Source organism: Pseudomonas putida, from assembly GCF_050990305.1.
GTDB lineage: Bacteria > Pseudomonadota > Gammaproteobacteria > Pseudomonadales > Pseudomonadaceae > Aquipseudomonas > Aquipseudomonas putida_AH.
In genome coordinates this window covers 4,742,143-4,766,107 of sequence record NZ_CP158817.1, presented here as the reverse complement: position 1 = coordinate 4,766,107, position 23,965 = coordinate 4,742,143, and the positions used below count along the sequence as shown (strand labels likewise).

The 23,965-nt window shown below is 59.6% G+C and carries 25 protein-coding genes; 18 read left to right on the top strand and 7 right to left on the bottom strand.

Going from position 1 to position 23,965, the window contains the following annotated elements; genetic code table 11:
* Positions 1-18: 18 nt before the first annotated feature.
* The 3 genes from ABTV22_RS21410 to ABTV22_RS21400 form a co-directional block, all read right to left on the bottom strand.
* Positions 19-576 (bottom strand): Smr/MutS family protein, encoded by a 558-nt coding sequence (locus ABTV22_RS21410; RefSeq protein WP_433736471.1) that lies wholly within the window; start codon positions 574-576, stop codon positions 19-21.
* 89 nt (positions 577-665) lie between these two features.
* Entirely contained in the window at positions 666-986 is a 321-nt protein-coding gene (locus tag ABTV22_RS21405) for a hypothetical protein (protein WP_433736470.1), read from the bottom strand.
* A 131-nt stretch (positions 987-1,117) separates the two neighbouring features.
* A complete protein-coding gene (locus ABTV22_RS21400) occupies positions 1,118-1,708 on the bottom strand; it encodes a cysteine hydrolase family protein (RefSeq protein ID WP_433736469.1) in 591 nt (196 codons plus the stop codon).
* A 239-nt stretch (positions 1,709-1,947) separates the two neighbouring features.
* Between ABTV22_RS21400 and prmB the strand changes: the two genes are divergently transcribed.
* Positions 1,948-2,856, top strand: coding sequence for a 50S ribosomal protein L3 N(5)-glutamine methyltransferase (gene prmB / locus ABTV22_RS21395; RefSeq protein WP_433736468.1), 909 nt, complete (start codon positions 1,948-1,950; stop codon positions 2,854-2,856).
* A gap of 124 nt (positions 2,857-2,980) precedes the next feature.
* Here prmB and ABTV22_RS21390 read toward each other — a convergent pair whose 3' ends face one another.
* Together ABTV22_RS21390 and ABTV22_RS21385 are read right to left on the bottom strand one after the other, a co-directional pair.
* Positions 2,981-3,772 (bottom strand): hypothetical protein, encoded by a 792-nt coding sequence (locus ABTV22_RS21390; RefSeq protein WP_433736467.1) that lies wholly within the window; start codon positions 3,770-3,772, stop codon positions 2,981-2,983.
* Positions 3,773-3,861: 89 nt separating this feature from the next.
* Positions 3,862-4,860: an alpha/beta hydrolase gene (locus tag ABTV22_RS21385; RefSeq protein WP_433736466.1), complete on the bottom strand. Its 999-nt coding sequence runs from the start codon at positions 4,858-4,860 to the stop codon at positions 3,862-3,864.
* An 84-nt stretch (positions 4,861-4,944) separates the two neighbouring features.
* Here ABTV22_RS21385 and aroC point away from each other — a divergent pair, with 84 nt between their 5' ends.
* The 5 genes from aroC (at position 4,945) to mtnC (ending at position 9,164) form a co-directional block, all read left to right on the top strand.
* Positions 4,945-6,036, top strand: coding sequence for a chorismate synthase (gene aroC, locus ABTV22_RS21380; RefSeq protein ID WP_433736465.1), 1,092 nt, complete (start codon positions 4,945-4,947; stop codon positions 6,034-6,036).
* Positions 6,037-6,065: 29 nt separating this feature from the next.
* A complete protein-coding gene (locus tag ABTV22_RS21375; RefSeq protein WP_433736464.1) occupies positions 6,066-7,214 on the top strand; it encodes an MFS transporter in 1,149 nt (382 codons plus the stop codon).
* Entirely contained in the window at positions 7,211-7,831 is a 621-nt protein-coding gene (locus ABTV22_RS21370) for a methylthioribulose 1-phosphate dehydratase (protein ID WP_433736463.1), read from the top strand. Before ABTV22_RS21375 ends, ABTV22_RS21370 begins: the two co-directional genes overlap by 4 nt.
* Before the next feature lie 99 nt (positions 7,832-7,930).
* On the top strand, positions 7,931-8,476 hold the full coding sequence (locus ABTV22_RS21365) for a 1,2-dihydroxy-3-keto-5-methylthiopentene dioxygenase (protein ID WP_433736462.1): 546 nt from the start codon (positions 7,931-7,933) through the stop codon (positions 8,474-8,476).
* Between the two features lie 4 nt (positions 8,477-8,480).
* Positions 8,481-9,164 carry an acireductone synthase gene (mtnC, locus tag ABTV22_RS21360; RefSeq protein WP_433736461.1) on the top strand — a complete coding sequence of 228 codons (684 nt, stop codon included), beginning with the start codon at positions 8,481-8,483 and terminating at the stop codon, positions 9,162-9,164.
* Positions 9,165-9,275: 111 nt separating this feature from the next.
* Here the strand turns inward: mtnC and ABTV22_RS21355 are convergent, their stop codons facing one another.
* On the bottom strand, positions 9,276-9,554 hold the full coding sequence (locus ABTV22_RS21355) for a DUF3509 domain-containing protein (RefSeq protein ID WP_433736460.1): 279 nt from the start codon (positions 9,552-9,554) through the stop codon (positions 9,276-9,278).
* A 345-nt stretch (positions 9,555-9,899) separates the two neighbouring features.
* On the opposite strand from ABTV22_RS21355, the gene ABTV22_RS21350 reads away from it, so the two are divergent.
* The 10 genes from ABTV22_RS21350 (at position 9,900) to ABTV22_RS21305 (ending at position 18,984) form a co-directional block, all read left to right on the top strand.
* Positions 9,900-11,738, top strand: a complete 1,839-nt coding sequence (locus ABTV22_RS21350) for a long-chain-acyl-CoA synthetase (protein WP_433736459.1) — start codon at positions 9,900-9,902, stop codon at positions 11,736-11,738.
* A 96-nt stretch (positions 11,739-11,834) separates the two neighbouring features.
* Positions 11,835-12,353, top strand: a complete 519-nt coding sequence (locus ABTV22_RS21345) for an ankyrin repeat domain-containing protein (protein ID WP_433736458.1) — start codon at positions 11,835-11,837, stop codon at positions 12,351-12,353.
* A gap of 170 nt (positions 12,354-12,523) precedes the next feature.
* Positions 12,524-13,054: a hypothetical protein gene (locus tag ABTV22_RS21340; RefSeq protein ID WP_433736457.1), complete on the top strand. Its 531-nt coding sequence runs from the start codon at positions 12,524-12,526 to the stop codon at positions 13,052-13,054.
* Positions 13,055-13,136: 82 nt separating this feature from the next.
* Entirely contained in the window at positions 13,137-13,328 is a 192-nt protein-coding gene (locus ABTV22_RS21335; protein ID WP_433736456.1) for a PLDc N-terminal domain-containing protein, read from the top strand.
* Between the two features lie 238 nt (positions 13,329-13,566).
* A complete protein-coding gene (speE, locus tag ABTV22_RS21330; protein WP_433736455.1) occupies positions 13,567-14,442 on the top strand; it encodes a polyamine aminopropyltransferase in 876 nt (291 codons plus the stop codon).
* A 216-nt stretch (positions 14,443-14,658) separates the two neighbouring features.
* A complete protein-coding gene (locus ABTV22_RS21325; protein ID WP_433736454.1) occupies positions 14,659-14,892 on the top strand; it encodes a hypothetical protein in 234 nt (77 codons plus the stop codon).
* A gap of 212 nt (positions 14,893-15,104) precedes the next feature.
* Complete coding sequence (locus tag ABTV22_RS21320) at positions 15,105-15,449, top strand: ribonuclease E inhibitor RraB (protein WP_053157306.1); 345 nt, start codon at positions 15,105-15,107, stop codon at positions 15,447-15,449.
* Positions 15,450-15,811: 362 nt separating this feature from the next.
* Positions 15,812-17,221, top strand: coding sequence for a circularly permuted type 2 ATP-grasp protein (locus ABTV22_RS21315; RefSeq protein WP_433736453.1), 1,410 nt, complete (start codon positions 15,812-15,814; stop codon positions 17,219-17,221).
* 12 nt (positions 17,222-17,233) lie between these two features.
* Positions 17,234-18,184, top strand: a complete 951-nt coding sequence (locus ABTV22_RS21310) for an alpha-E domain-containing protein (protein ID WP_175390617.1) — start codon at positions 17,234-17,236, stop codon at positions 18,182-18,184.
* Positions 18,181-18,984 (top strand): transglutaminase family protein, encoded by an 804-nt coding sequence (locus ABTV22_RS21305; RefSeq protein WP_433736452.1) that lies wholly within the window; start codon positions 18,181-18,183, stop codon positions 18,982-18,984. The genes ABTV22_RS21310 and ABTV22_RS21305 overlap by 4 nt, the downstream gene beginning before the upstream one ends.
* Before the next feature lie 99 nt (positions 18,985-19,083).
* On the opposite strand, the gene ABTV22_RS21300 is transcribed toward ABTV22_RS21305, so the two are convergent.
* Entirely contained in the window at positions 19,084-19,905 is an 822-nt protein-coding gene (locus tag ABTV22_RS21300) for a c-type cytochrome (RefSeq protein ID WP_433741465.1), read from the bottom strand.
* 676 nt (positions 19,906-20,581) lie between these two features.
* Here ABTV22_RS21300 and ABTV22_RS21295 point away from each other — a divergent pair.
* Positions 20,582-21,787, top strand: coding sequence for an acetyl-CoA C-acetyltransferase (locus ABTV22_RS21295; protein WP_433736451.1), 1,206 nt, complete (start codon positions 20,582-20,584; stop codon positions 21,785-21,787).
* Positions 21,788-21,813: 26 nt separating this feature from the next.
* Positions 21,814-23,958, top strand: coding sequence for a 3-hydroxyacyl-CoA dehydrogenase NAD-binding domain-containing protein (locus ABTV22_RS21290; protein WP_433736450.1), 2,145 nt, complete (start codon positions 21,814-21,816; stop codon positions 23,956-23,958).
* The last annotated feature ends 7 nt before the right edge of the window (positions 23,959-23,965 follow it).

The following is a 23,965-nucleotide window of genomic DNA, read 5'->3' as shown; positions in this document are numbered from 1 at the left end:
AAGCGTGACGCATCAGCTTTACTCGTCGCGACCTTCCATCATGGTGCGTTTGAGCATCACATAAACCGCTCCGGCCCCGCCATGTTTTGCCTGGCAGGAGGTGAAGCCAAGCACCTGGGGATGCTGGCGCAGCCATGTGTTGACGTGACTTTTGATCATCGGCCGCTTGCCGTCCAGGCGCACCGCCTTGCCATGGGTGACGCGCACGCAGCGGATTTCGAATTTGGTCGCTTCGGCCAGAAACGCCCAAAGCGTTTCCCGGGCCTTTTCCACGGTCATGCCATGCAGGTCGAGGCTGCCCTCGAACGGAATCTGTCCGATCTTGAGCTTGCGCATCTGGCTTTCCTGCACGCCGTCACGGGCCCACATCAGTTCGTCTTCAGGGCCGACATCGATGACGAACTGATCAGACAGTCCGTCGACGGTGGTGGTCTCGGTGCGCACGGTGGCGGCCTGCCGCAGCTTGGCGATCTGTGCGCGGTCGGCTTTGGGTTTGCCGGTTTCGGCGCGATCGTGCTTGATCGGCTTGACGCCTTGGATCGCGTTTTTGAAAAGGGAAAAATCGTCGTCTTGCATGTCAGCCTCCGCGAAGGGCGGCCAGTTTACCCAACTCGAGGCGAATGGGCGCGTAACAAAGTGCACAGCGTTCGGCTGCGACTTTGGGCTCAGTCGTGTTTTTTCATCAAATGCGGGGACATGGCTAGCTCCGCCGATTGACGCGAGCGACGCCGGCAGCGGCGCCATAACCATACGCCGAGGTACAGCACGAACAGGCCAATCGCCAGAATCACTGCTGCACCGGCGCGGTTGGTATTCATCTCGCCCAAAGCAGGCGCGTGGCCAAGCAGGCCGGCAACTCCGGCCATGGCGAGCAAAACACCGCACGTTGCCAACAACGCAGCGAACGCTGCGCCGATTCGAAAACGCCAGTTGCGTTGGCCTTTGGGCCGCAAGCGGCGAGCGTCAAAACCATCGGATAACTTCATTCCGACCTTCCTCAATGGGTATCGGCCCTTCGACCGGAAGTTGACCGGGATGTTCCTGAGGCTAAGACAATTGCAGCTATCGCGAGGCTTTTGCGGATGAGCGGCGCTATAGGCCGCTCATTAATCGTTGATCAGACCAGCACGTTGGTCAGGGCGACGGCGGCAAAGTTGTCCGCCATGATCGCCATTTCGGTCTGCTGCACATGCTCGGCGCTCAGGACACCGCCCTTGTATGGCAGATCGCGGGTGGCGCAGGCGTCTTCCACCAAGGTGCAACGGAAACCGAGGTTTTTCGCCGCGCGTACCGTGGTGCTGACACTGGAATGGCTCATGAAGCCGCAAACCACCAGGTCCACCGATCCCAGGTCCTCCAGGCGTTTTTTCAGGTCCGTGCCGTGAAATGCGCTTGGCAGGATCTTCTCGATCTTGATTTCACCGGCCAGCGGCTCCAGCCCTGGAATGAACTGGCCGCGCTCGCCGCGTGGATCAAACAGACCGCCGACGGTGCCGAGGTGGCTGACATGCACGATCGGCCGGCCGGCCGCACGGGCCGCGGTGACCAATTTCTTGATGTTCGCGACAGCCGCATCCATGCCGCTCAGGGCCAGGGGACCGCTGAGGTATTCTTTCTGGGCATCGATAATGATGAGGGTCGCATGACTCAGTTTGGCGGCTGGATAACCGCGGCCGCTGAGTTGAAACATCGTTTGTGGAACGGACATTCTGGGGCTCCTTGGAGTGGGGCTTTTGCGACATTGTCCTCTGGCTGAGCGCTTCTGTGAATCGCTACCATCGTAGGCACCGTCGTTACTGGCGTGCAGCGTTGTCAAGTGGTCCGTTTTGTTCAATCCCGAGCTAGAAAAAGAGAATAGTCCTACATCTGCCCCCGTGTTTTTCGTGCGTCGTCGTGGCGACGTTTGGCTGGTAGAATCGCCCGTCGATTTTTCTGGAGTTTGCCGTCGTGATCACTTCCCGCCTTCGTACCCTGCGTGACCATATCCGTTGGGCCGTCAGCCGCTTCCATGGGGAGGATCTGTTTTTCGGCCATGGCACCGACAATGCCTGGGACGAAGCCCGTCAACTGGTGTTGGGTGCGTTGCATCTGCCTTGGGAAATCTCCGACAGCTACCTCGACTGCAATCTGGAGGAAGACGAAATTGTCCACCTGCAGCTATTGCTCAAGCGCCGCATCGAAGAGCGCGTGCCCACGGCTTACCTGTTGGGCGAAGCCTGGTTCTGCGGCATGTCGTTCATCGTCGATGAGCGCGTGTTGATTCCGCGTTCGCCGATTGGCGAGTTGATCGAAAACCGTTTTACCCCATGGCTGGGTACCGAGCCGGCACGAATTCTCGACCTGTGCACCGGTTCGGGCTGCATCGGTATCGCCTGCGCCTACGAGTTCCAGAACGCCGAGGTGGTGCTGGCCGATTTGTCGTTCGAAGCGCTGGAAGTGGCTAATCAAAACATTGAGCGCCATGGCGTCGATGAGCGGGTGTACACGGTACAGGGCGATGGTTTCGATGGCCTGCCAGGGCAGCGTTTTGACCTGATCGTCTCGAACCCGCCCTACGTTGATGCTGAAGATTTCGCTGACATGCCGGACGAATACCAGCATGAACCGGAGCTGGGCCTGGCCTGCGGTGACGATGGTTTGAACCTGGTGCGACGCATGCTCGCTGAAGCGGCGGATCACCTGACCGAGAAGGGTTTGCTGATTGTCGAGGTGGGCAACAGCCAGGTGCACGTCGAGGCGTTGTACCCGGAAGTCGACTTCGCCTGGCTGGAATTCGAACGTGGCGGGCATGGCGTGTTCATGCTGACGGCCGAACAGTGCCGGGATCACCAGGCACTCTTCGCTTCTCGCGTCTGACCTTTAAAACATTCGCGGGCAAGCCTCGCTCCTACAGGTTTGTGTTGTCGCATCCGTTGGGTACGACACAAATCCTGTGGGAGCGCGGCTTGCCCGCGAATGGCGGCGCCTCGGTCTTGAAACGTTACCGGTGTGTCGCAATCCAGATCAACAACCCTGCCTGAAACACCGCAAACGCCACCAAACAGGTGATGGTGAACCGCAGCCCGGCGTCTTCGCGTTTGTACTTGCTGACTTTTTCTTCGTGCTTCTTGAGTTTGACTTCCTGCTCGGCCAGGTTCTGCTCGGCCTGCTGGAGCATCTGCGCGGCTTCGAGAATTTCCACGATTTGCAGTTTTTCCGTATTCCAGTCACCTAGCAGGTCGCCGACCTGAACCTCTTCGACACGACCCTTCAAGTGTTGGGCGTCGGCGTAAACCACATCGAAACCGTGAACGCGCAAAAAGTGATCGCGGCGCAGGCGCGTGTCTTCGTTCAGGGCGTCCTTGTTGTTCAAGTCGAAGCCGTCGACGGTGTAGCCGGGCCAGCGCTTCTTCGCCCAATTGATGCCTTGCGCCGCCATGAAGCGACCGATGCCGCGGTTTATCGGTTCGATCTGCAGGCCGCTGTCCGGACCGAAATGCACGCGTTTTTCACTGTGGTCGACCCACACGTCCAGATGATTCTGTTCCTTGCGCACACGCTGGCCGGGCAGGGAGATAGACATGCGCATCAGGCTGCGCTGTTTGTCATTGCGTTCGGCGTAACCGAATTCGACAAAGCGCAAGGGCCGCGCGCCGGTGTTGCGATCGGTCGTAAGCGGCGCCAGGCGGAGCATCTTGTGGTGCTCGACGCGCACGTCCGCCCATGGCAGCTCGACCGCTGGCGGTGCGTCTTTTTCAGCGGTGGTGTCGGGTGAAGTCGGGGTATCGGTCATAACGGCGAGATCCTGTCCAAGCTCTGCTTGTCGCCAGCCAGTGCGCTGGCGACAAAGGCTTATCGGCCGTTTTTTTCAGGACTGGAGGCTTAACTGGCGCGAAGTTCGTCAATAAACCCGAGAATGCGTGAACCCAGTTCTGCCGCCAGCGGCAAGTTCGGGTCTTTATAAGACGCCAACTGGCGTTTGACGTCGTTGGGCACGATGCGCATGACATGGTTCATGCCTTCGATCAGCGCCAATTCGGCGTCCGGCTTGGCCGCCTTGAGCAGGCGGGCATCGTTGACACCGACCTGGATATCGTTGCTGCCCTGGACGATCAGCGCCGGCATTTTCAAGCGGGCGAAGGCCGCCGCCGGGTCCTGGCGAAACAGTGAAATCAGATAAGGCTGCACGCTGGGGCGAAAAATCCCCTGCAAGGGTGGCGGTACGTTGTCGTCGGTTTTTCCGGCCTTGAGGCTGTCGAGCAGCTCGTTGCTGCGCAACATGAGCGCTGGCGGCAAGCTGCGAGCCAGTTGCTGGCGCAATACCTGATCGACCGGCCGGGCGCTGCCGGACAGGGATATCACTGCCGCCGCATCGGCGCCTGGCGCTGCGAGGCTGGCGATCAATGCGCCTTCGCTGTGGCCCAGCAAGATCAGTTTGCCAAAGCGCGGATCGGCCTTGAGCTTGCGACCCCAGGCCTCGGCGTCGGCGACATAGGCCTCCACCGTCAGGTTGCGTTCGTCCGGGGTAGCGGCCAGGCTCGCCGCCACGCCACGTTTGTCAAAACGCACGCTGGCAATGTTGTGTTTGGCCAGGACCCAGGCCAGGCGCTTGAGGCTGTCATTGCGCCCTCCGTCCGGGTTGTTTCCGTCACGATCCGTAGGGCCGGAGCCGGAAATGATCAGGACAACCGGTACCGGTTGGTCGGACTTTGGCAGCAATAGCGAACCGAAAAGCTCGCCGGTGCCGGTGTCCAGGGTGATGGGTCGTTGCAGGACAGTCGCCTGGGCGAAGCCGGATATCAGGGTAAGGGTCAAGATCAAAACTCGCAGCATCATCGCGCCATCATTCACAGGATGCCGGTTGGACTCGCAGGCACCCATAAGGTTCGAGGATGAACTACTTGGGTAGCCTGCGTATACTGGCGGCCATTACGTATTTGGGTTCGATTTCACGGAGCGTCCTGCATGTCCGGCAATACCTACGGCAAGCTGTTCACTGTCACCACCGCTGGCGAAAGCCATGGTCCGGCGTTGGTCGCCATTGTCGATGGCTGCCCGCCGGGCCTCGAGATCTCGCTGGAAGACCTGCAGCGCGACCTGGATCGGCGCAAGCCCGGCACCAGCCGTCACACCACCCAGCGCCAGGAAGCCGATGAAGTCGAAATCCTCTCCGGCGTGTTCGAAGGTCGCACCACCGGTTGCGCCATCGGCCTGTTGATCCGCAACACTGACCAGAAGTCCAAGGACTACTCGGCGATCAAGGACCTGTTCCGCCCGGCCCACGCCGACTACACCTATCACCACAAGTATGGCGAGCGCGATTACCGCGGCGGCGGCCGCAGTTCGGCCCGCGAAACCGCCATGCGCGTGGCCGCTGGTGCCATTGCAAAGAAATACCTGGCCACCCAGGGCATCGTTATTCGTGGCTACATGAGTCAGCTTGGCCCGATCGAAATCCCGTTCAAGACCTGGGACTCGGTGGAACAGAACGCTTTCTTCAGTCCTGATCCGGACAAAGTGCCGGAGTTGGAAGCCTATATGGACCAGTTGCGCCGGGATCAGGATTCGGTTGGTGCGAAGATCACCGTGGTCGCCGAAGGCGTGATGCCGGGCTTGGGCGAGCCGATCTTCGATCGCCTCGATGCTGAACTGGCCCATGCATTGATGAGCATCAACGCGGTGAAAGGTGTGGAAATCGGCGCCGGTTTCGCCTGTGTCGCCCAGCGCGGTACCGAGCACCGCGATGAAATGACCCCTGAAGGTTTCCTCAGCAACAACGCGGGCGGCATTCTCGGTGGTATTTCGTCCGGCCAGCCGATCGTCGCGCACCTGGCGTTGAAACCGACGTCGAGCATCACCACGCCGGGCCGCTCCATCGATATCCATGGCAATCCGGTGGATGTGATCACCAAGGGTCGTCACGACCCATGTGTCGGCATTCGCGCCACACCGATTGCCGAAGCGATGATGGCGATCGTGCTGATGGATCACCTGTTGCGCAACCGTGGGCAAAATGCCGATGTGCGCGTGACCACGCCGGTGCTGGGCCAGCTCTGAATGGCTGACTTGAAAAGCGCCGCAGTCTGATGGCTGCGGCGCTGCCGTACTGGCGGCTCTCCAGTTTCTACCTGTTCTATTTCGCCTTGCTCGGTTCGACAGCGCCGTTTCTGGCGCTGTACTTCGATCACCTGGGTTTTTCCGCCGCACGCATCGGCGAGCTGGTCGCGATTCCCATGTTGATGCGCTGTGTGGCGCCGAACATCTGGGGCTGGTTGGGTGACTACACCGGTCGACGCCTGGCCATCGTGCGCTTTGGTGCCGTCTGCACGTTGCTGACGTTCTCGCTGATTTTCGTCAGCAAGACCTACGCCTGGCTGGCGATGGTCATGGCCTTGCACGCGTTCTTCTGGCACGCAGTGTTGCCACAGTTCGAGGTCATCACCCTGGCGCATCTGCAGGGGCAGACTTCGCGCTACAGCCAGATTCGCCTGTGGGGCTCGATCGGTTTCATCATCACTGTGGTCGCGCTCGGTCGCCTGTTCGAATGGCTGAGCCTGGATATTTACCCGGCCGCATTGGTGCTGATCATGGCCGGGATCGTCCTGAGCAGCCTGTGGGTGCCGAACGCTCAACCGGCACAGGGCAATCGACCATCGGGGGAGGGCTTTCTCAAGCAGTTGCGCAGCCCCGGTGTGTTGGCTTTTTACAGTTGCGTGGCGCTGATGCAGATGAGTCACGGGCCGTATTACACGTTTTTGACCCTGCACCTTGAGCGCCTGGGGTACAGCCGTGGCGTGATCGGCATGCTCTGGGCCGTCGGCGTGGTGGCCGAGGTGCTGATGTTCATGGCCATGAGCAGGATCTTCGCGCGCTATTCCTTGCGCCGGGTGTTGCTGGCGAGTTTTCTGCTGGCGGCGCTGCGTTGGTTGCTGCTCGGTTCACTGGCCGAGTTCCTTTGGGTGCTGTTGTTTGCGCAAGTGCTGCACGCAGCGACCTTCGGCAGCTTTCACGCCGCTGCCATTTCCTTCGTGCAACGTAGTTTCGGTGCGCGCCAGCAAGGGCAGGGCCAGGCGTTGTACGCCGCACTGGCCGGCACCGGCGGTGCGTTGGGCGCGTTGTATTCCGGCTACAGCTGGAATGCCCTCGGCGCGGCATGGACCTTTAGTATTGCCAGTCTCGCAGCCGTCGCGGCTGCCGTTATCATTGCCACACGTATGCAAGAGGACAGGCCATGAGCCTTACCCGTGAACACCTCGCCCAGGAAATCATCGACGCCGGGCGTTTTCTGTATGGCCGCGGCTGGTCGCCGGCCACCAGCAGCAATTATTCGACCCGATTGTCGCCGACCGAAGCCTTGCTGACGGTGTCCGGCAAGCACAAGGGGCAATTAGGCCTGGACGATGTGCTCGCCACGGACCTGGCGGGCAACAGCCTGGAGCCGGGCAAGAAACCGTCCGCCGAAACCCTGCTGCACACTCAGCTGTATAGCTGGCGCCCGGAGATTGGCGCGGTGCTGCACACGCACTCAGTAAACGCCACGGTGCTGTCGCGCCTGACGCCGGGCGATTTCATCGAGTTCGAAGACTACGAACTGCAAAAAGCCTTCAGCGGCGTGTCGACCCACGAATCCCGGGTGCGAGTGCCAATTTTCGACAACGACCAGGACATTGCGCGGCTTGCCGCCAAGGTGCAGCCTTGGCTCGACGCCCATCCCGATTGTGTCGGCTACCTGATTCGCGGCCACGGCCTCTACACCTGGGGCGCGAAGATGAGCGACGCACTGCGGCAGATCGAGGCTTTTGAATTCTTGTTCGAATGCGAGTTGAAGACCCGCAGCGTGTTGAACCGTTAACGGCAGACTTATCCACAAGTCGCCCATCGCCTGATGCAACGCTGCGCCCGACCGGTGTCCACAAACCGGACGGCGCGGCCGAAACCGAGGAATCGCCCCATGAGCAGCCTGTCCGTCTATCACGTCTCCAGCCCTGAGATGCCCAACAAGGTGCTGACCCATTTCGAAGATATCGCATCGACCTTGGCCGAGCAGGGCGTGCGCTTCGACCGCTGGCAAGCCGCCGCGAAGATCCAGCCTGGCGCCAGCCAGGAAGAAGTCATCGCGGCTTATAAAGAGCAAATCGACAAGCTGATGACCGAGCGTGGCTACATCACGGTCGATGTGATCAGCCTGAACAGCGATCACCCGCAAAAAGCCGAACTGCGCGCCAAGTTCCTCGAAGAACACCGTCATGGTGAAGACGAAGTCCGCTTTTTCGTCGCCGGTCGTGGTTTGTTCACCCTGCACATCGATGACTACGTCTACGCCGTGCTCTGCGAGAAAAACGACCTGATCTCGGTGCCGGCCGGCACCAAACACTGGTTCGACATGGGCGAGCATCCGCATTTCGTGGCGATCCGCCTGTTCAACAACCCGGAAGGCTGGGTCGCCAACTTCACTGGCGAAGACATCGCCAGCCAGTTTCCGCGTCTGGAGGATTGAGTCGATGCCGATCAAAGCGATTCTCACCGACATCGAAGGCACCACCAGCGCGGTGAGTTTTGTGTTCGACGTGCTGTTTCCCTACGCCGCCAAGCATCTGCCGACCTTCGTGCGCGAACACGCCACGCGCGCAGACGTCGCCGAACAACTGGGCGCCGTGCGCCGGGACAGCATCGAACCCAATGCTGATGTCGAGCGCGTGATCGACATTCTGCTGGGCTGGATCGCCGAAGACCGCAAGGCCACGCCACTCAAGGCACTGCAGGGGATGGTCTGGGAACAGGGCTATCAGGCCGGGCAACTCAAGGGGCATGTGTACCCGGATGCCGTTGAAGCGCTCAAGCGCTGGCATCAGGACGGTTATCAACTGTTCGTGTATTCCTCGGGTTCGATCCAGGCGCAGAAACTGATCTTCGGCTGCTCGGAGGCTGGGGACCTGACGCCGCTGTTCAGTGGCTACTTCGACACCACGTCGGGACCCAAGCGTGAAGCGCAGTCATACGCCAATATCACTCAGGCGATGGGGCTTGGTGCGTCGCAGATTCTGTTCCTGTCGGACATTGTCGAAGAGCTGGACGCGGCGCGCGCGGCGGGGATGGCGACTTGCGGGCTGGCCCGTGAGGGTGGCGAGCTGGCGGGGCATGTCACCGTGGACAGTTTTGCGCGGATCGATCCTTCTACTTTTTAAACCCCCATACCCTGTAGGAGCAGAGCTTGCTCGCGATGGTGTGTCAGCCAAAAAGATGTCACTGACACACCATCGCGAGCAAGCTCTGCTCCTACAGGGGCTGCGTTGTTTCTAGGCCGAATGATAAGTCGGCAACGCAAACCGCTGCTGGCTCTGCAGCATGGAAATTTGCGGCAGTTCGCTGGCCTGTTCGGCGAGGTCGCGGCGAATCGCGCTGATGACCCACGACAGTTGATCGCCATTGTGCAGTTGCTGATAGGAAATCGAACGTTTGAAGACTTTGTCTTCGCCGCCTCGCAATGTCAGCAGAATCCCGCCGTCCGGGCGAGATTGCGTGGTCACTTCGAAGTTGGAGAACAGGGATGCAAACTTTTCCTGAATCAGGTTCATGTCTTTCAGCTCCGTGATGACTTGAATGGCAAGCGTGCACAGAACGTTGCAGTGATTGTGCCAGTACCTGATTTAGTAAAATATCCTTTAAAAACAATAACTTAATTTTTTGATTGATTTTCGGATTCGTGCAATTTGCAAGAATGGCCATCGTGCATCCTGCATTTTGCGTGGTCGTCGGCGATTCGATGGAACCTTTGTGCGTGCCCGTGCTCGCGATTTCCAACGGTACTGTCGTAGATACAAAACATTTCAAAAACCGCGTGTACAGCTCAAGAACCGTTGACGTATTTTCGGGCTTCAATCAGCGCCGCCCGACTATAAAAAGAGCGAACGGGAGCCATCATGAGCCGCACGCCAAGCGACACGATTACCTGGGGCATGATGCTCCGCAAACTGCCTTCTATTGCCAAAGCCATCCCGCGCGTGGTCAAGGGTATGAAAGCTGCCAACGTCAAGGACCCGACCCAATCGTGTGGCCTGGGCTGGAGTTTCGAACAGGCGACGCTGCGCAACCCAGACGGCCCGGCATTGCTGCACGGCGAGGTTTCACTGAGTTATGCACAGGTCAATCGTTGGGCCAATCGGATTGCCCATCACCTGATCGAAAAAGGCATCGGCAAGGGCGATGTGGTGGCAGTATTCATCGAAAATCGCCCTGAACTCTTGGTGACGATACTGGCGGTGGCCAAGGTCGGTGCCATCAGTGCCTTGCTCAATACTTCACAGACCCGAGATTCCCTCGTCTATAGCCTGAATCTGGTAGCGCCGGTTGCGATCGTGGTCGGCGAGGAACTGGTCCCGGCGTTTCTGGCGGTGCGTGAGCGGGTAGAGATCGAGAGCACGCGCACCTGGTTTGTCGCCGATCAGGACACCTACGACCATCCAGGCATCGCTCCCGAGGGCTTCATCAATCTGATGACTGCCAGTGTCGACGCCGACAGCGACAATCCGACCAGCAGCGCACGGGTTTTCTTCGACGACCCCTGTTTCTATATCTATACCTCCGGCACCACCGGGTTGCCCAAGGCCGGGGTGTTCAAACACGGGCGCTGGATGCGCAGTTCCGTGAGCTTCGGCATGATCGCGCTGGACATGCGCCCGCAGGACATCGTCTATTGTCCCTTGCCGCTGTATCACGCCACTGGTTTGTGTGTGTGCTGGGGCTCGGCCATCAGTGGTGCATCGGGATTTGCCATCCGCCGAAAATTCAGTGCGAGTCAGTTCTGGAGCGATGTGCGCAAGTACCGCGCGACGACCATTGGCTACGTCGGCGAGTTGTGTCGTTATCTGGTCGACCAACCGCCCAGTGCCGACGACAACCGCCACGGCGTGATTAGAATGATCGGCAATGGCTTGCGCCCTGGCGCGTGGCGCGCGTTCAAGACGCGCTTTGGCGTCAAGCACATCTGCGAGCTGTATGCCGCCAGCGACGGCAATATCGGTTTCACCAACATTCTGAACTTCGACAACACCGTCGGTTTTTCGCTGATGTCCTGGGAGCTGGCGGCGTACGACCACGACAGTGGTGCGCCGACCCGCCAAGCCAATGGCTTCATGCGCAAGGTCGGCAAGGGCGAGCAGGGATTGTTGCTGGCGAAAATTGACGACAAGGCACCGCTGGATGGGTACACCGACCCACAGAAAACCGAGAAAGTCGTCTGCCACGATGTCTTCGTGAAGGGCGACCGTTACTTCAACACCGGCGACTTGTTGCGCAACATAGGTTTCGGCCACGCACAATTTGTCGATCGTCTGGGCGACACTTATCGCTGGAAGGGAGAAAACGTCTCGACCACCGAAGTCGAGAACGCGCTGCTCAAGCATCCACAAATTTCCGAAGCCGTGGCCTATGGCGTGGAAATCCCCAACACCAATGGCCGGGCCGGGATGGCGGCGATAACGCCGGCCGAGTCCCTCGCGACCCTGGATTTCAGCGAATTGCTGGCGTTCGTCCGGCAACAGATACCGGCCTATGCGGTGCCGCTGTTTCTGCGGCTGAAAGTGAAAATGGAGACCACCGGGACATTCAAGTATCAGAAGGTCCGTCTTAAGGACGAAGGCTTTGACCCGCAGAGAACTGGCGATGACCCGATCTACGCTTGGCTGCCGGGCTCCGACACTTATGTACAGGTCACCGCGCAGGTGCTTTCGGACATCCGGGGTGGACAGTACCGTTATTGAATCTGGCTATGGCCCCACATCAGAAAAAAGAAGTGACAGTACCGGGGCTGCTCGGGAAACTGTCGGCTTTGCGAATAACTGAAAGTGGAGCGTTCAATGTCAGACAAAAGCCGCCAGATGACCCCCGAAGAAGCCGCTGAATTTGCCGAACAGGTATTCAACAAGGCACGGGAGGGCGATGCGGCCATGATGGCTGCGCTACTGACCAAGGGCCTGCCGCCGAACCTGCGCAATCACAAGGGCGACACCTTGCTGATGCTGGCCGCGTACCACGGTCATGTGGACACCGTGAAAGTGTTGCTCGAACACAAGGCTGACCCGGAAATCCGCAATGACAACGGCCAGAGCCCGATCGCTGGCGCGGCCTTCAAGGGTGACCTGGCCATGGTCAGGACGCTGGTCGAGGGTGGCGCGCAAGTTGACGGTTCGTCTTTCGACGGTCGGACTGCACTGATGATGGCGGCGATGTTCAACCGCGTCGAAGTCGTTGACTACCTGATCAGCAAAGGCGCCGACCCGAAAGCCAAGGACGCCAACGGCGTTACGGCGCTGGAGGCGGCCAAGACATTGGGCGCTGCCGACACCATTGCGCAGCTGGAGAAACTGCTGGGCTAACCCCTAAACCTGTAGGAGCGCGGCTTGCCCGCGAAGAACGATAACGCGGTCTACTTCTAAACCGCATAATCGTTCTTCGCGGGCAAGCCTCGCTCCTACGAAAAGCAAAAGCAGGGCGCAATGCGTTATCCTTCGCGCCCTCAAAATTCCCTCGCTACAGGATCCTCCCCATGAAAGCCGCACTCGTCGAACTCATCAGCAAAATCAGCTCCGGGTGCATGGGCGAAGACGAAATCCTCAAGGTGGCTGACGAGGCGGCCCAGGCTTACGCCGATCCACAGGGTTTTCTGACAGCCAACCCGGACATCAACTTCGACGACACCTTCCCGATCCCGCTGGGCGAGTGGGTGGTCGTTGGCAGCCTGCCGGACACCGTGCTGTTCCAGGCGGACACCTACATGGACCTGTTCGCCCAGATCGTTGCGTCGTTCGGTCCGGGTGTCGAGTTCAACCTCAAGCCCAAGCAGTTGGCCAAAACCGAAGCCCTGACCGCGCTCAATCGAATTCAGGTGCAAATGAGCAGCCTGAACAAGGAGAACGGTGGCTATGTGCTGATGAACTTCAGCCAGTTGCTCGACGACGAACTGCAAGTGGTGTTGGTCTACGGCAATGATGTGCCACGGGTGCTCGAGCTGTGCGCTGAAGTCGGCATCGCCGCTGCGCCTGCCCTGGAAGCCCTAAAAGTGGCGATCCACGTCTGAGGCGCTAAAGCTGTCAATTAAAAGGAACCCTCGCCACGGGCGGCTATCCTAAGGGGGCATACCACTCTTCGGGAGCGTCACCATGGGTTCCACCTTTAACAGCCTGGTCGGCTTGGTCATTCTGGCCCTGGACATCTGGGCCATCATCAACGTGCTGAAAAGTGGCGCCGAAACTGGGATGAAGGTCCTCTGGATATTGTTGATTGTCCTGCTGCCAGTGTTGGGCCTGATCATCTGGGCCATTGCCGGGCCGCGGGGGAACATCAGAATTTGATGCAGCCTGTAGGAGCAAAGCTTGCTCGCGATGACGTCAGTTCATTCACTGATGTGGCGCCGGATGCACCGCCATCGCGAGCAAGCTTTGCTCCTACAGGTCGGCGTGTTTCAGAAGGTTCGACCTGTCATGTTCCGCAACGTAGAATGCGCGCCTTTCCCGGGCAATCGAGGCATTCGATTGGCCATCATGGGCGGGTAACCGTCCGTTGCCACCCGCATTCATCGGAGCACTTCCCATGAGCATTACCCCAACCAACGACTACCTGGAAACCCTGTACGAAGGCTACGGCCAGCGTTTTCGCATGGACAAACTGCTGCACGAAGTGCGCACCGAGCACCAGCACCTGGTCATCTTCGAAAACCCACGCATGGGGCGGGTCATGGCGTTGGACGGCGTGATCCAGACCACCGAAGCCGACGAGTTCATCTACCACGAGATGCTCACCCACGTGCCGATCCTCGCCCACGGCCGCGCCAAGCGTGTATTGATCATCGGCGGTGGCGACGGCGGCATGCTGCGTGAAGTGGCCAAACACCGCAGCGTCGAGCACATCACCATGGTCGAAATCGACGGCACCGTGGTCGACATGTGCAAGGAGTTCTTGCCAAACCACTCCAAGGGCGCCTATGACGACCCGCGCCTGAATCTGGTGATCGACGACGGCATGCGTTTCGTCGCCACCACCACCGAAAAATTCGACGTGATCATTTCCGACTCCACCGACCCGATCGGTCCGGGTGAGGTGTTGTTTTCGGAGAACTTCTACCAGGCCTGTCACCGCTGCCTGAACGAAGGCGGCATCCTGGTGACCCAGAACGGCACGCCGTTCATGCAGATCGAAGAAGTCAAAACCACCGCCGGTCGCCTGCGCAGCCTGTTCCCTGACTGGCACTTCTACCAGGCGGCGGTGCCGACCTACATTGGTGGTTCGATGACCTTCGCCTGGGGCTCGACCGATACCGCTTATCGCCAACTGTCCCGTGAAACCCTGCAACAGCGTTTCGCTGGCAGCGGTATCGTCACGCGCTACTACAATCCGGAAGTACACATCGGTGCGTTCGCCTTGCCGCAGTACGTGCTGCAGGCTGTGGGCAAGCCAAGCAACGATTGATGGCTGACGCATGACCCCTGTAGGAGCCGAGCTTGCTCGCGATGGCGGTGTATCAGTCACTATCTCAATTGACTGATACACCGCCATCGCGAGCAAGCTCGGCTCCTACGGAGTGTGTGGTTGTAGGCAAAGATGCGGTATCAGGTTGAACGATCAATCAGTCTAAAAGTCGAGATAGGTGTAAGCCCATTTACGGGTTTGGTTGAGGAGGCTCCAATGTCAAAGTGGAAAGTCACTTTCGTGGATGATCATGGTGAAACGATCGACGAACTCTTCGAGTGCGAGCAATGCCCGAGTCATGAACAGGCCGCCAAACTCATCAAGGAACGGTTCCTTCCTGTCGCCGCCAAGCTGGATCTGAACGATCTGGAAGGGCGAACCGCTGATGCGACGGTTAAAAGCTTAAAAGCGCAGTACAGCATTCAAATCCTCGGCATCACGCCAATCTGAACATCTCCTGACACATTCTCAACCAGGCCTTGGCAGCGGCTCTGTCCTGGGGCTACTCTGCAAACGAGATCAGCGAACGGATCGCTAAGGTCTGGTCTTCACAGCTTCATGCTTGTTTCCCGCCGGCATATCGATTGCCGAAACGCCTGCACCCAAGGTTGCTCGCGCAGGGAGTACGGAAAGTCTATCCATCGGTTTGAGGAGGACGTTTCATGAGCACAGCCTATCAAGAAGACATCAGCAGCAGCGTGCTGCGCCGCATGAAAGAAGGCGGTTTCGATTTTTCAAGGTTCCATCCCATCGAGTTCTACGCCATTTTCCCGGACGAGGAGCGGGCACGCAGGGCGGCAGGTCATTTCCATCGAGGCGAATCCCTGAATGCGCAGATCAGTGTGCGTGATGACGGCGCATGGGCGCTGGAATTGAGCAAGGTGATGTACGCCACTTATGACGACATTGGCGATTTCGAGCAGGGTTTTGAAGCCGTGGTCGAGCCATTGGGCGGCATCATTGAGGGCTGGGGTGTCAAGCAGGAGGTACGAGGGCGACTCGCATAACCTCATGAACAGCAGCAACCGGCAATAACGGCTGACCTTCGGGTTGGCCGTTTGCGTTTGAGCAGATGTGAAATCGAACACGGACCTGTAGGAGCTGGCTTGCCAGCGAAGAAGGCAGTCCAGTCAACAATGCAGCGCCTGATACACCGGCTTCGCCAGCAAGCCGGCTCCTACGGGCTATGCTCGTGATAGGCAGCAACATTGCCTTGCAATGAAGCGGGGGCGATCAGGTTGGGGCAGTTACCGCACAGGAATGGTGCGGTGCCTGCGTATTGATTATCCAACCGATTGATATCAAAGCGTTTATGCCGATGGCGCGGGCCTTGCAGAGGCCCGTACGTCCGGGTGACAAGGAGTACGGCATGATCCGCACCTATTTTGATGAGATGTACGATGCCGGCGGCCAGGTCCGCCCGCATTATCGGGAGTTTGCCCGTTGGCTGGCCGAAACGCCTGACGAGCTTTTGGCACAACGGCGACGCGAGGCCGATCTGTTATTTCATCGCGCCGGGATAACCTTCACGCTCTACGGTGATGAGCAAGGGACAGAGCGCCTGATTCCCTTCGACACCATTCCACGCAGTATTCCAGCCAGCGAATGGCGCGTGGTCGAGCGCGGCTGCATTCAGCGGGTCAAGGCGTTGAACATGTTCCTCGCCGACCTCTACCACGAGCAGCGGATCATCAAGGCCGGCATCATTCCGGCCGAACAGGTGCTCGCCAACGAGCAGTATCAGTTGGCAATGCAAGGGCTGGACCTGCACCGCGATATCTATTCGCATATCTCCGGTGTCGATCTGGTGCGCGACGGCGACGGCACCTATTACGTGCTCGAAGACAATCTGCGTACCCCCAGCGGTGTCAGCTACATGCTCGAAGACCGCAAGATGATGATGCGCCTGTTCCCCGAACTGTTCGCGGCACAACGCATCGCGCCCATCGATCATTACCCGAATCTGTTGCTCGACACTCTCAAAAGCTCCAGTCCGATCGACAACCCGAGCGTCGTGGTGCTGACGCCGGGGCGCTTCAACAGTGCGTTCTTCGAGCACGCATTTCTGGCGCGGGAAATGGGCGTGGAACTGGTGGAGGGCGCGGACCTGTTCGTGCGTGACGACAAGGTCTACATGCGCACCACCGACGGGCCGAAAGCAGTGGATGTGATTTACCGTCGCCTCGACGATGCCTTCCTCGATCCATTGGCATTCAACCCGGAGTCGATGCTCGGCGTACCAGGGCTGCTGTCGTCCTACCGCTCCGGCAATGTGGTGCTGGCCAATGCCATCGGCACCGGCGTGGCAGACGACAAATCGGTGTATCCGTTCGTCACGGACATGATCCGTTTCTATCTTGATGAAGAGCCGATCCTGAAGAACGTGCCGACCTGGCAGTGTCGTAATCCCTCTGAGCTTTCCCACGTACTGGCCAATCTGCCGGAACTGGTGGTCAAGGAAACCCAGGGCTCCGGCGGTTACGGGATGCTGGTAGGACCGGCGGCAACCGCTGCGGAAATCGAAGCCTTCCGTGCACGCATCATCGCCAAGCCCCATGCCTACATCGCGCAACCGACGTTGTCGCTGTCGACGTGCCCGACCTTTGTCGAAAGCGGCATCGCGCCGCGCCATATCGACCTGCGTCCGTTTGTATTGTCCGGCCGCGAAACCCGGGTCGTGCCCGGCGGTTTGACCCGTGTCGCCCTGCGCGAAGGCTCCCTGGTGGTGAATTCCTCCCAGGGCGGCGGAACCAAGGACACCTGGGTGGTCGAGGATTGAAGGAAGCCTGTCATGTTAAGTAGAACTGCCTCGGATCTGTATTGGATGTCGCGTTACCTGGAGCGGGCGGAAAACCTCGCACGGATGCTCGACATCAGTTATTCGTTGTCTCTGATGCCACAGGATGGCCGTGGTAACGGTCTGCACGAACTGGCCATGCCGCTGCTGATCACTGGCACCCTGGACGATTACCTCGAACGCCACGGCGAGTTGCACGCTGAACGGCTGCTGCATTTTTTCGCCCTGGATGCGGCCAATCCGGCGAGCATTTACAGCTGCCTCGGCGCGGCGCGGGCCAGTGCTCACGCGGTGCGTGGGCGAATCACCGCCGACATGTGGGAAAACATCAACGCGACTTGGCTGGAAATTCGGGGGATCGCCGAGCAGGGCCTCAGCCGTTACGGTATGAGCCGTTTCTGCGAGTGGATCAAGGAACGTTCCCACCTGTTTCGCGGCGCGTCCTACGGCACCATCATGCGCAACGACGCATTCCGCTTCATTCGCCTGGGAACCTTCATCGAGCGAGCCGACAACACGTTACGCCTGCTCGATGCCCGCTACGAAATGGCCGGTGATCAGGCCGAAGCGGTCAGCGACGGCACAGCCCACGCCTACTACCAGTGGAGTGCGTTGCTGCGGGCGCTGTCGTCGTTCGAGGCGTACACCGAAATCTACCGCGACGCCCCTGGCGCCCGACACGTGGCCGAGTTGCTGTTGCTGCGCGCGGATGTGCCGCGCTCCCTGCGCGCCTGCACCGAAGAGATCGACCAGATCCTCGCCCAACTGCCGGGGGCCAATGGCCGTCCCGCACAGCGTCTGGCGGCGGAAATGGACGCGCGCCTGCGCTACACCGGTATCAACGAAATCCTCGACGAAGGCCTGCATGCCTGGCTGACCGAATTCATCCCGCTGGTACGCCAGTTGGGCAACGCGATTCACAGTTCCTACCTGGAGGCCGCATGAGACTTTCCATTAGCCACGAGACCACCTATCACTACGAAGATCAGGTACGGGCGAGCATCCAGTATTTGCGCCTGACACCCCACGACAGCGAGCGCCAACATGTCCTCAGCTGGCAGCTCGACCTGCCGCGCCCGGTGCGCGCGCAACTCGATCCCTTTGGCAATATCTTGCATGTGTTGACCATGGACGAACCCCACGAAGCGATCGTCATCGGTGCCCGTGGCCAGGTCGACATCGACGAGCTGCGCGAAGCCGAGCACGAGAGCCAGTCGGCGTTACCGTTCCTGCGCTTCACTCGCCTGACTGAAGCTGACGCGGCGTTGCGTGCGTTCGCCGAACAGGCGTGCAAGCAACGTCGGGACCGCACGGCACTGATCGACTTGATGCATGGCCTGAATCAGTACATGACCTATACACCGGGCGCTACCGAAGTGGACACCAGCGCCGCCCAGGCTTTTGCCGGGCGTTCGGGGGTGTGCCAGGACCACACCCATGCGTTTCTCGCCTGTGCTCGCAGCCTTGGCGTTCCGGCGCGGTATGTGTCGGGGTATCTGTACAGCGAAAACAGCGAGCACCTGGCCAGTCACGCCTGGGCCGAAGCCTGGCTTGAAGACGCCTGGTACAGCTTCGATGTGACCAACGAACTGGCCCGTCCCGAGCGTCACCTGAAACTGGCGGTGGGCCTGGACTATCTGGATGCCTGCCCGGTGCGCGGAATGCGCAGAGGCGGTGGGTGTGAGCAAATGCATGCCAAAGTGTTTGTCTCGCCGACGCCTGTGCTCTCTGTCCAACAACAGTAAATACCCGGATGCTCTTTGTAGGAGCTGCCGAAGGCTGCGATCTTTTAAAGCAAAATCAAAAGATCGCAGCCTTCGGCAGCTCCTACAAGGGCATCAATGTCAGGGTTTAACCTTGCGCCCCGCCATATGCTTCAAATACCCCACCAACATCCCCAGGTCCTCATCCGGCAGCACCTCGGTCGAGAAGCCGGGCATTTTCGCCTGCGGCCACTGGCGCAAACTCTGTGGATCGCGGATGTAGCGCTTGAGAAAGTCCTCGCCGAAATATTCGGTTGGGTTGTAGGGAATATTCAGGTCCGGCCCGAACTGCGCATCCCCGGCACCGTTCAACCGGTGGCAGGCCAGGCAGTTTTTCTGAAACAGCGCAAAGCCCTTATTCACAGGGTCGTCCGCCTTCAAGGCGGGATCCGGCAGCAGGGCAGGGAAGCGCTCGGCCACCGGCGCCAGGCGCTTGATGCTGGCGACTTCGAACGGCCATTGTTCCGGGCTGATGTTGCCCGCCTGCGGATCGGTCCAGACCAGGTAAAACGGCCCGGCGCTGTGTTTGCCTTCTGCTAGCGGCGGCCAGGGTTTCGTCGGATCTTCAATCGCCAGCCAAGCGCGCGCGCCCTGAGTATTGAGCAGCGGTGCCGCCGATAACTCCGCGGCAAAACCGTCGAGCGCAACAGCCTGCAAATGATCGTCAGGTTTAACGCCGGTCAACAACGCCGACAAGGGTACTGCGCGATAACTCATGTCGCGCTTGTAGGACACATCATTGGGGATGGTGATGGTCTGGGCCTGAGGATGCTTGAGCAATTCCTCGGTCTGCCAGGTGCGACCGTTCTCGCCCAGCTCCAGGTTCAGCTGTGCGGCAGACAGAGGCGTGCTGAGCAGCAAGGCCCCGAATAGAATGAGCGTTTTCAAGTGATCGCCGTCCATGTCGTGGAAGTGCCCAAAGATTGGCACAGCCACGCTGGCCCGGGTAGCGAGCCAGTCACATTTTTAACGTGGCGATATTAAAGTACGGGTGCCGTGTTTTTATACCGACTAACCGATCACCTTGGTCAGGTTGGGCAAGATCAACAACAGTGTGGTGGCGAAGAGAATGAGACCTGCTTGACGAACTTTCGATTGTTTGAACATGGCTGACCGCCTTTTTTTTGTTATTTCCTGATGCCTGCCTGCACGACTCCATGACGGCAAACGTTGCACTTCCTGTAAGACGAGCGCCTCGGCAAAACCCGACGACAACTTCGTACATGTTCACCTTAGAGGCCGCGTCACCCGTGGTTTAGATCCATTTAGTATGGTGCTCTTACTCAATGCTATTAAAAAAGCATGAGGCCTATTGCCAGCTTCTTGGGCGGCCTTTTGCTAGACACCTGCGCGTCAATAAATGGTTTGCCCGATTGTTGACGACCGTCCGTCTGAGCGTGGGCGTCAATGCCGGTGAGCGTTGCGGTCATTGAATCCCCGGCGGCTCGGAATCAAGGTGACAGTTCTTTAAAGATCAAAAGATCCCAGCCTGTGGCAGCTCCTACGAAGAGCGCGATTTGCTGTAGGAGCTGCCGCAGGCTGCGATCTTTTGCTTCACAACAACAAGATCGAGGACGTCATGACCCAAGCTATGATTTTCGACGCATTACGCACGCCCCGTGGCAAAGGCAAGGCCGATGGCGCCTTGCACAGCGTCAAGCCGGTGAATCTGGTGGCCGGGTTGCTCAGGGCGTTACAGGATCGGACAGCCCTAGACACCCGTCAGGTCGACGACGTGGTGCTCGGTTGCGTGACGCCCATCGGCGATCAAGGCGCGGACATCGCGAAAACCGCCGCTCAAGTCGCGGATTGGGATGTCAGCGTGGCCGGCGTGCAGATCAATCGCTTCTGCGCATCGGGCCTGGAGGCGGTGAATCTGGGGGCGATGAAAGTGCGTTCCGGCTTCGAAGACCTGGTGGTGGTCGGTGGCGTCGAGTCCATGTCACGCGTCCCCATGGGCAGTGATGGCGGGGCGTGGGCGCTGGACCCGGAAACCAATCTGCACAGCCACTTCACACCGCAAGGCGTGGGCGCCGACCTGATTGCCACCCTCGAAGGCTTCAGTCGTCAGGACGTCGATGCTTACGCGCTGTACTCGCAGCAAAAAGCCGCCCGGGCGCGGGCCGATGGTTCGTTCAGCAAGTCGTTGGTGCCGGTGCAGGATCAGAACGGCATTGTGCTGCTCGATCACGATGAGTTCATTCGTGCGCAATCCACCATGGAGGGCCTGGGCAAACTCAAGCCGAGTTTCGACATGATCGGGCAGATGGGCTTCGACGCCACCGCGCTGCGGGTCTACAGCCAAGTGGAGCGGATCAACCATGTCCACACCCCCGGCAACAGCTCGGGGATTGTCGACGGTGCGGCGTTGATGCTGATCGGCTCCGAGGCCAAGGGGCGGGAGCTGGGGTTGCAGCCACGGGCGCGGATCGTCGCCACGGCAGTGACCAGCACCGACCCGACCATCATGCTCACCGGCCCCGCGCCGGCCACTCGCAAGGCGTTGGCGAAGGCTGGGCTGCGGGTTGAGGACATCGACCTGTTCGAGGTCAACGAGGCGTTTGCCTCGGTGGTGTTGAAGTTCATCAAGGACATGGCCATCGATCCGGACAAGGTCAACGTCAACGGCGGCTCCATCGCCATGGGACACCCGTTGGGCGCCACCGGTTGCGCGATCCTGGGCACCTTGCTCGATGAACTGGAAAATCGGCGCCTGCGCTATGGCCTCGCGACCCTGTGTGTCGGCGGCGGCATGGGCATTGCCACCATCATCGAACGCCTCTGAGCTCCCCGACTTCAAGGAAACCTTCCATGTCACAAGCCATTCGTTACGAAAAGGGCCAGGACCGTATCGTCACCCTGACCATCGACATGCCTGGCCAGAGCGCCAACACAATGAATGCGATGTACCGTCAAGCCATGGCTGACTGCGTGTCCCGCCTGGAGGCTGAAAAGGACGACATCGCCGGTGTCATCATCACGTCGGGCAAGAAAACCTTCTTTGCCGGTGGTGACCTCAATGAATTGATCAAGGTCGGCAAATCCGACGCCAAGGCCTTTTACGACAGGGTGCTCAGCCTCAAAGGGCAGTTGCGCACCCTGGAAACCCTCGGCAAGCCCGTGGTCGCGGCAATCAACGGCGCAGCGCTGGGCGGCGGTTGGGAAATCTGCCTGGCCTGCCATCACCGCGTGGCGCTGGACAGCCCATCGGTGCAACTCGGCCTGCCGGAAGTGACTCTCGGTCTGCTGCCGGGCGGCGGCGGGGTGGTGCGCATGGTAAGAATGCTCGGTCTGGAAAAAGCCCTGCCGTATCTGCTCGAAGGCCAAAAGGTGCGGCCGCAACAGGCGTTGCAGGTGGGGTTGATCGATGAAGTGGCGGCGGATCGCGAAGAACTACTGGCCAAGGCGCGGGCCTGGATCGTTGCTAACCCGACCGTTGCGCAGCGTTGGGACGTGAAGGGTTACCAGATTCCAGGCGGCACGCCGTCGAACCCGAAAGTCGCACAGATGCTGGCCATTGCGCCGTCGATCCTGCGCAGCAAAACCCAGGGCTGCATGCCGGCCCCGGAGAAAATTCTCTGTGCTGCCGTCGAAGGCGCGCAAGTGGATTTCGACACCGCACATTTGATCGAAACCCGCTATTTCACAGAACTGGCCACCGGCCAGGTCGCGAAAAACATGATCGGCACGTTCTGGTTCCAGCTCAACGAGATCAATGCCGGCGGCTCTCGACCACAGGGCTTTGCCCCTTGTGCCACCCGCAAAGTCGGCGTGCTCGGCGCCGGGATGATGGGCGCGGGCATCGCTTATGTCAGCGCCTCGGCCGGCATCGACGTGGTGCTCAAGGACATCAACCTCGCCGCTGCCGAAAAGGGCAAGGCGCATTCGGCTGCGCTGTTGGACAAGAAAGTGGCGCGCGGGCAGATGAGTGTCGAGCAGCGCGAAACAGTTCTGGCGCGCATTCTTGCCACTGAAAGCGATGGTGATCTGGCCGGTTGTGATTTGATCATCGAAGCCGTATTCGAGGACCGCGAGCTGAAGGCCAAGGTCTCATTGGCCGCGCAAAAGGTTGTCGGCACTGACGCCGTGATCGCCTCCAATACCTCGACCCTGCCGATCAGTGGCCTGGCCACAGCCGTGCCGGACCCAAGCAAGTTCATCGGTCTGCATTTCTTCAGCCCTGTGGACAAAATGCCGCTGGTGGAAATCATCAAGGGCGCCCATACCAGTGACGAAACCCTGGCCCGCGGCTTTGATTTCGTACTGCAGATCAAAAAAACGCCGATTGTGGTCAACGACAGTCGGGGCTTCTTTACCTCGCGAGTGTTCGGCACCTTTACCAATGAAGGCATCGCGATGTTGGGCGAAGGTGTGAGTGCACCGATGATCGAGACCGAGGCGCGCAAGGCCGGGATGCCCATCGGGCCACTGGCGATCTCCGACGAAGTGTCCCTGAGCCTCATGAGCCATATCCGCCAGCAAACCGCCAAGGACCTGCAAGCCGAAGGCAAACCGCTGCCCGAGCATCCGGCCTTTGCGGTGATCGACTTGCTGCTCAATGAGTACAAACGTCCGGGCAAAGCCGCGGGCGGAGGTTTCTACGAGTACCCGGCAGGTGGCCAAAAGCATCTATGGCCGGAACTGAAAAAGCGCTTTGAAAAGGCCGACGGGCAGATATCGCCTAAAGATGTGCGGGACCGTCTGCTGTTCGTGCAAGCGATCGAAACCGTGCGTTGCGTGGAGGAGGGCGTGCTGACCTCTACAGCGGACGCCAACGTCGGCTCGATTTTCGGCATCGGTTTCGCTGCCTGGACCGGCGGTGCCTTGCAGTTCATCAACCAGTACGGGATCAAGGACTTCGTCGCCCGCGCCCAGTACCTGGCCGGGCAATACGGCTCGCGCTTCGCGCCGCCGGCATTGCTGCTGGAGAAAGCGGCCAAAGGGGAGGCGTTTTAGGGATCGG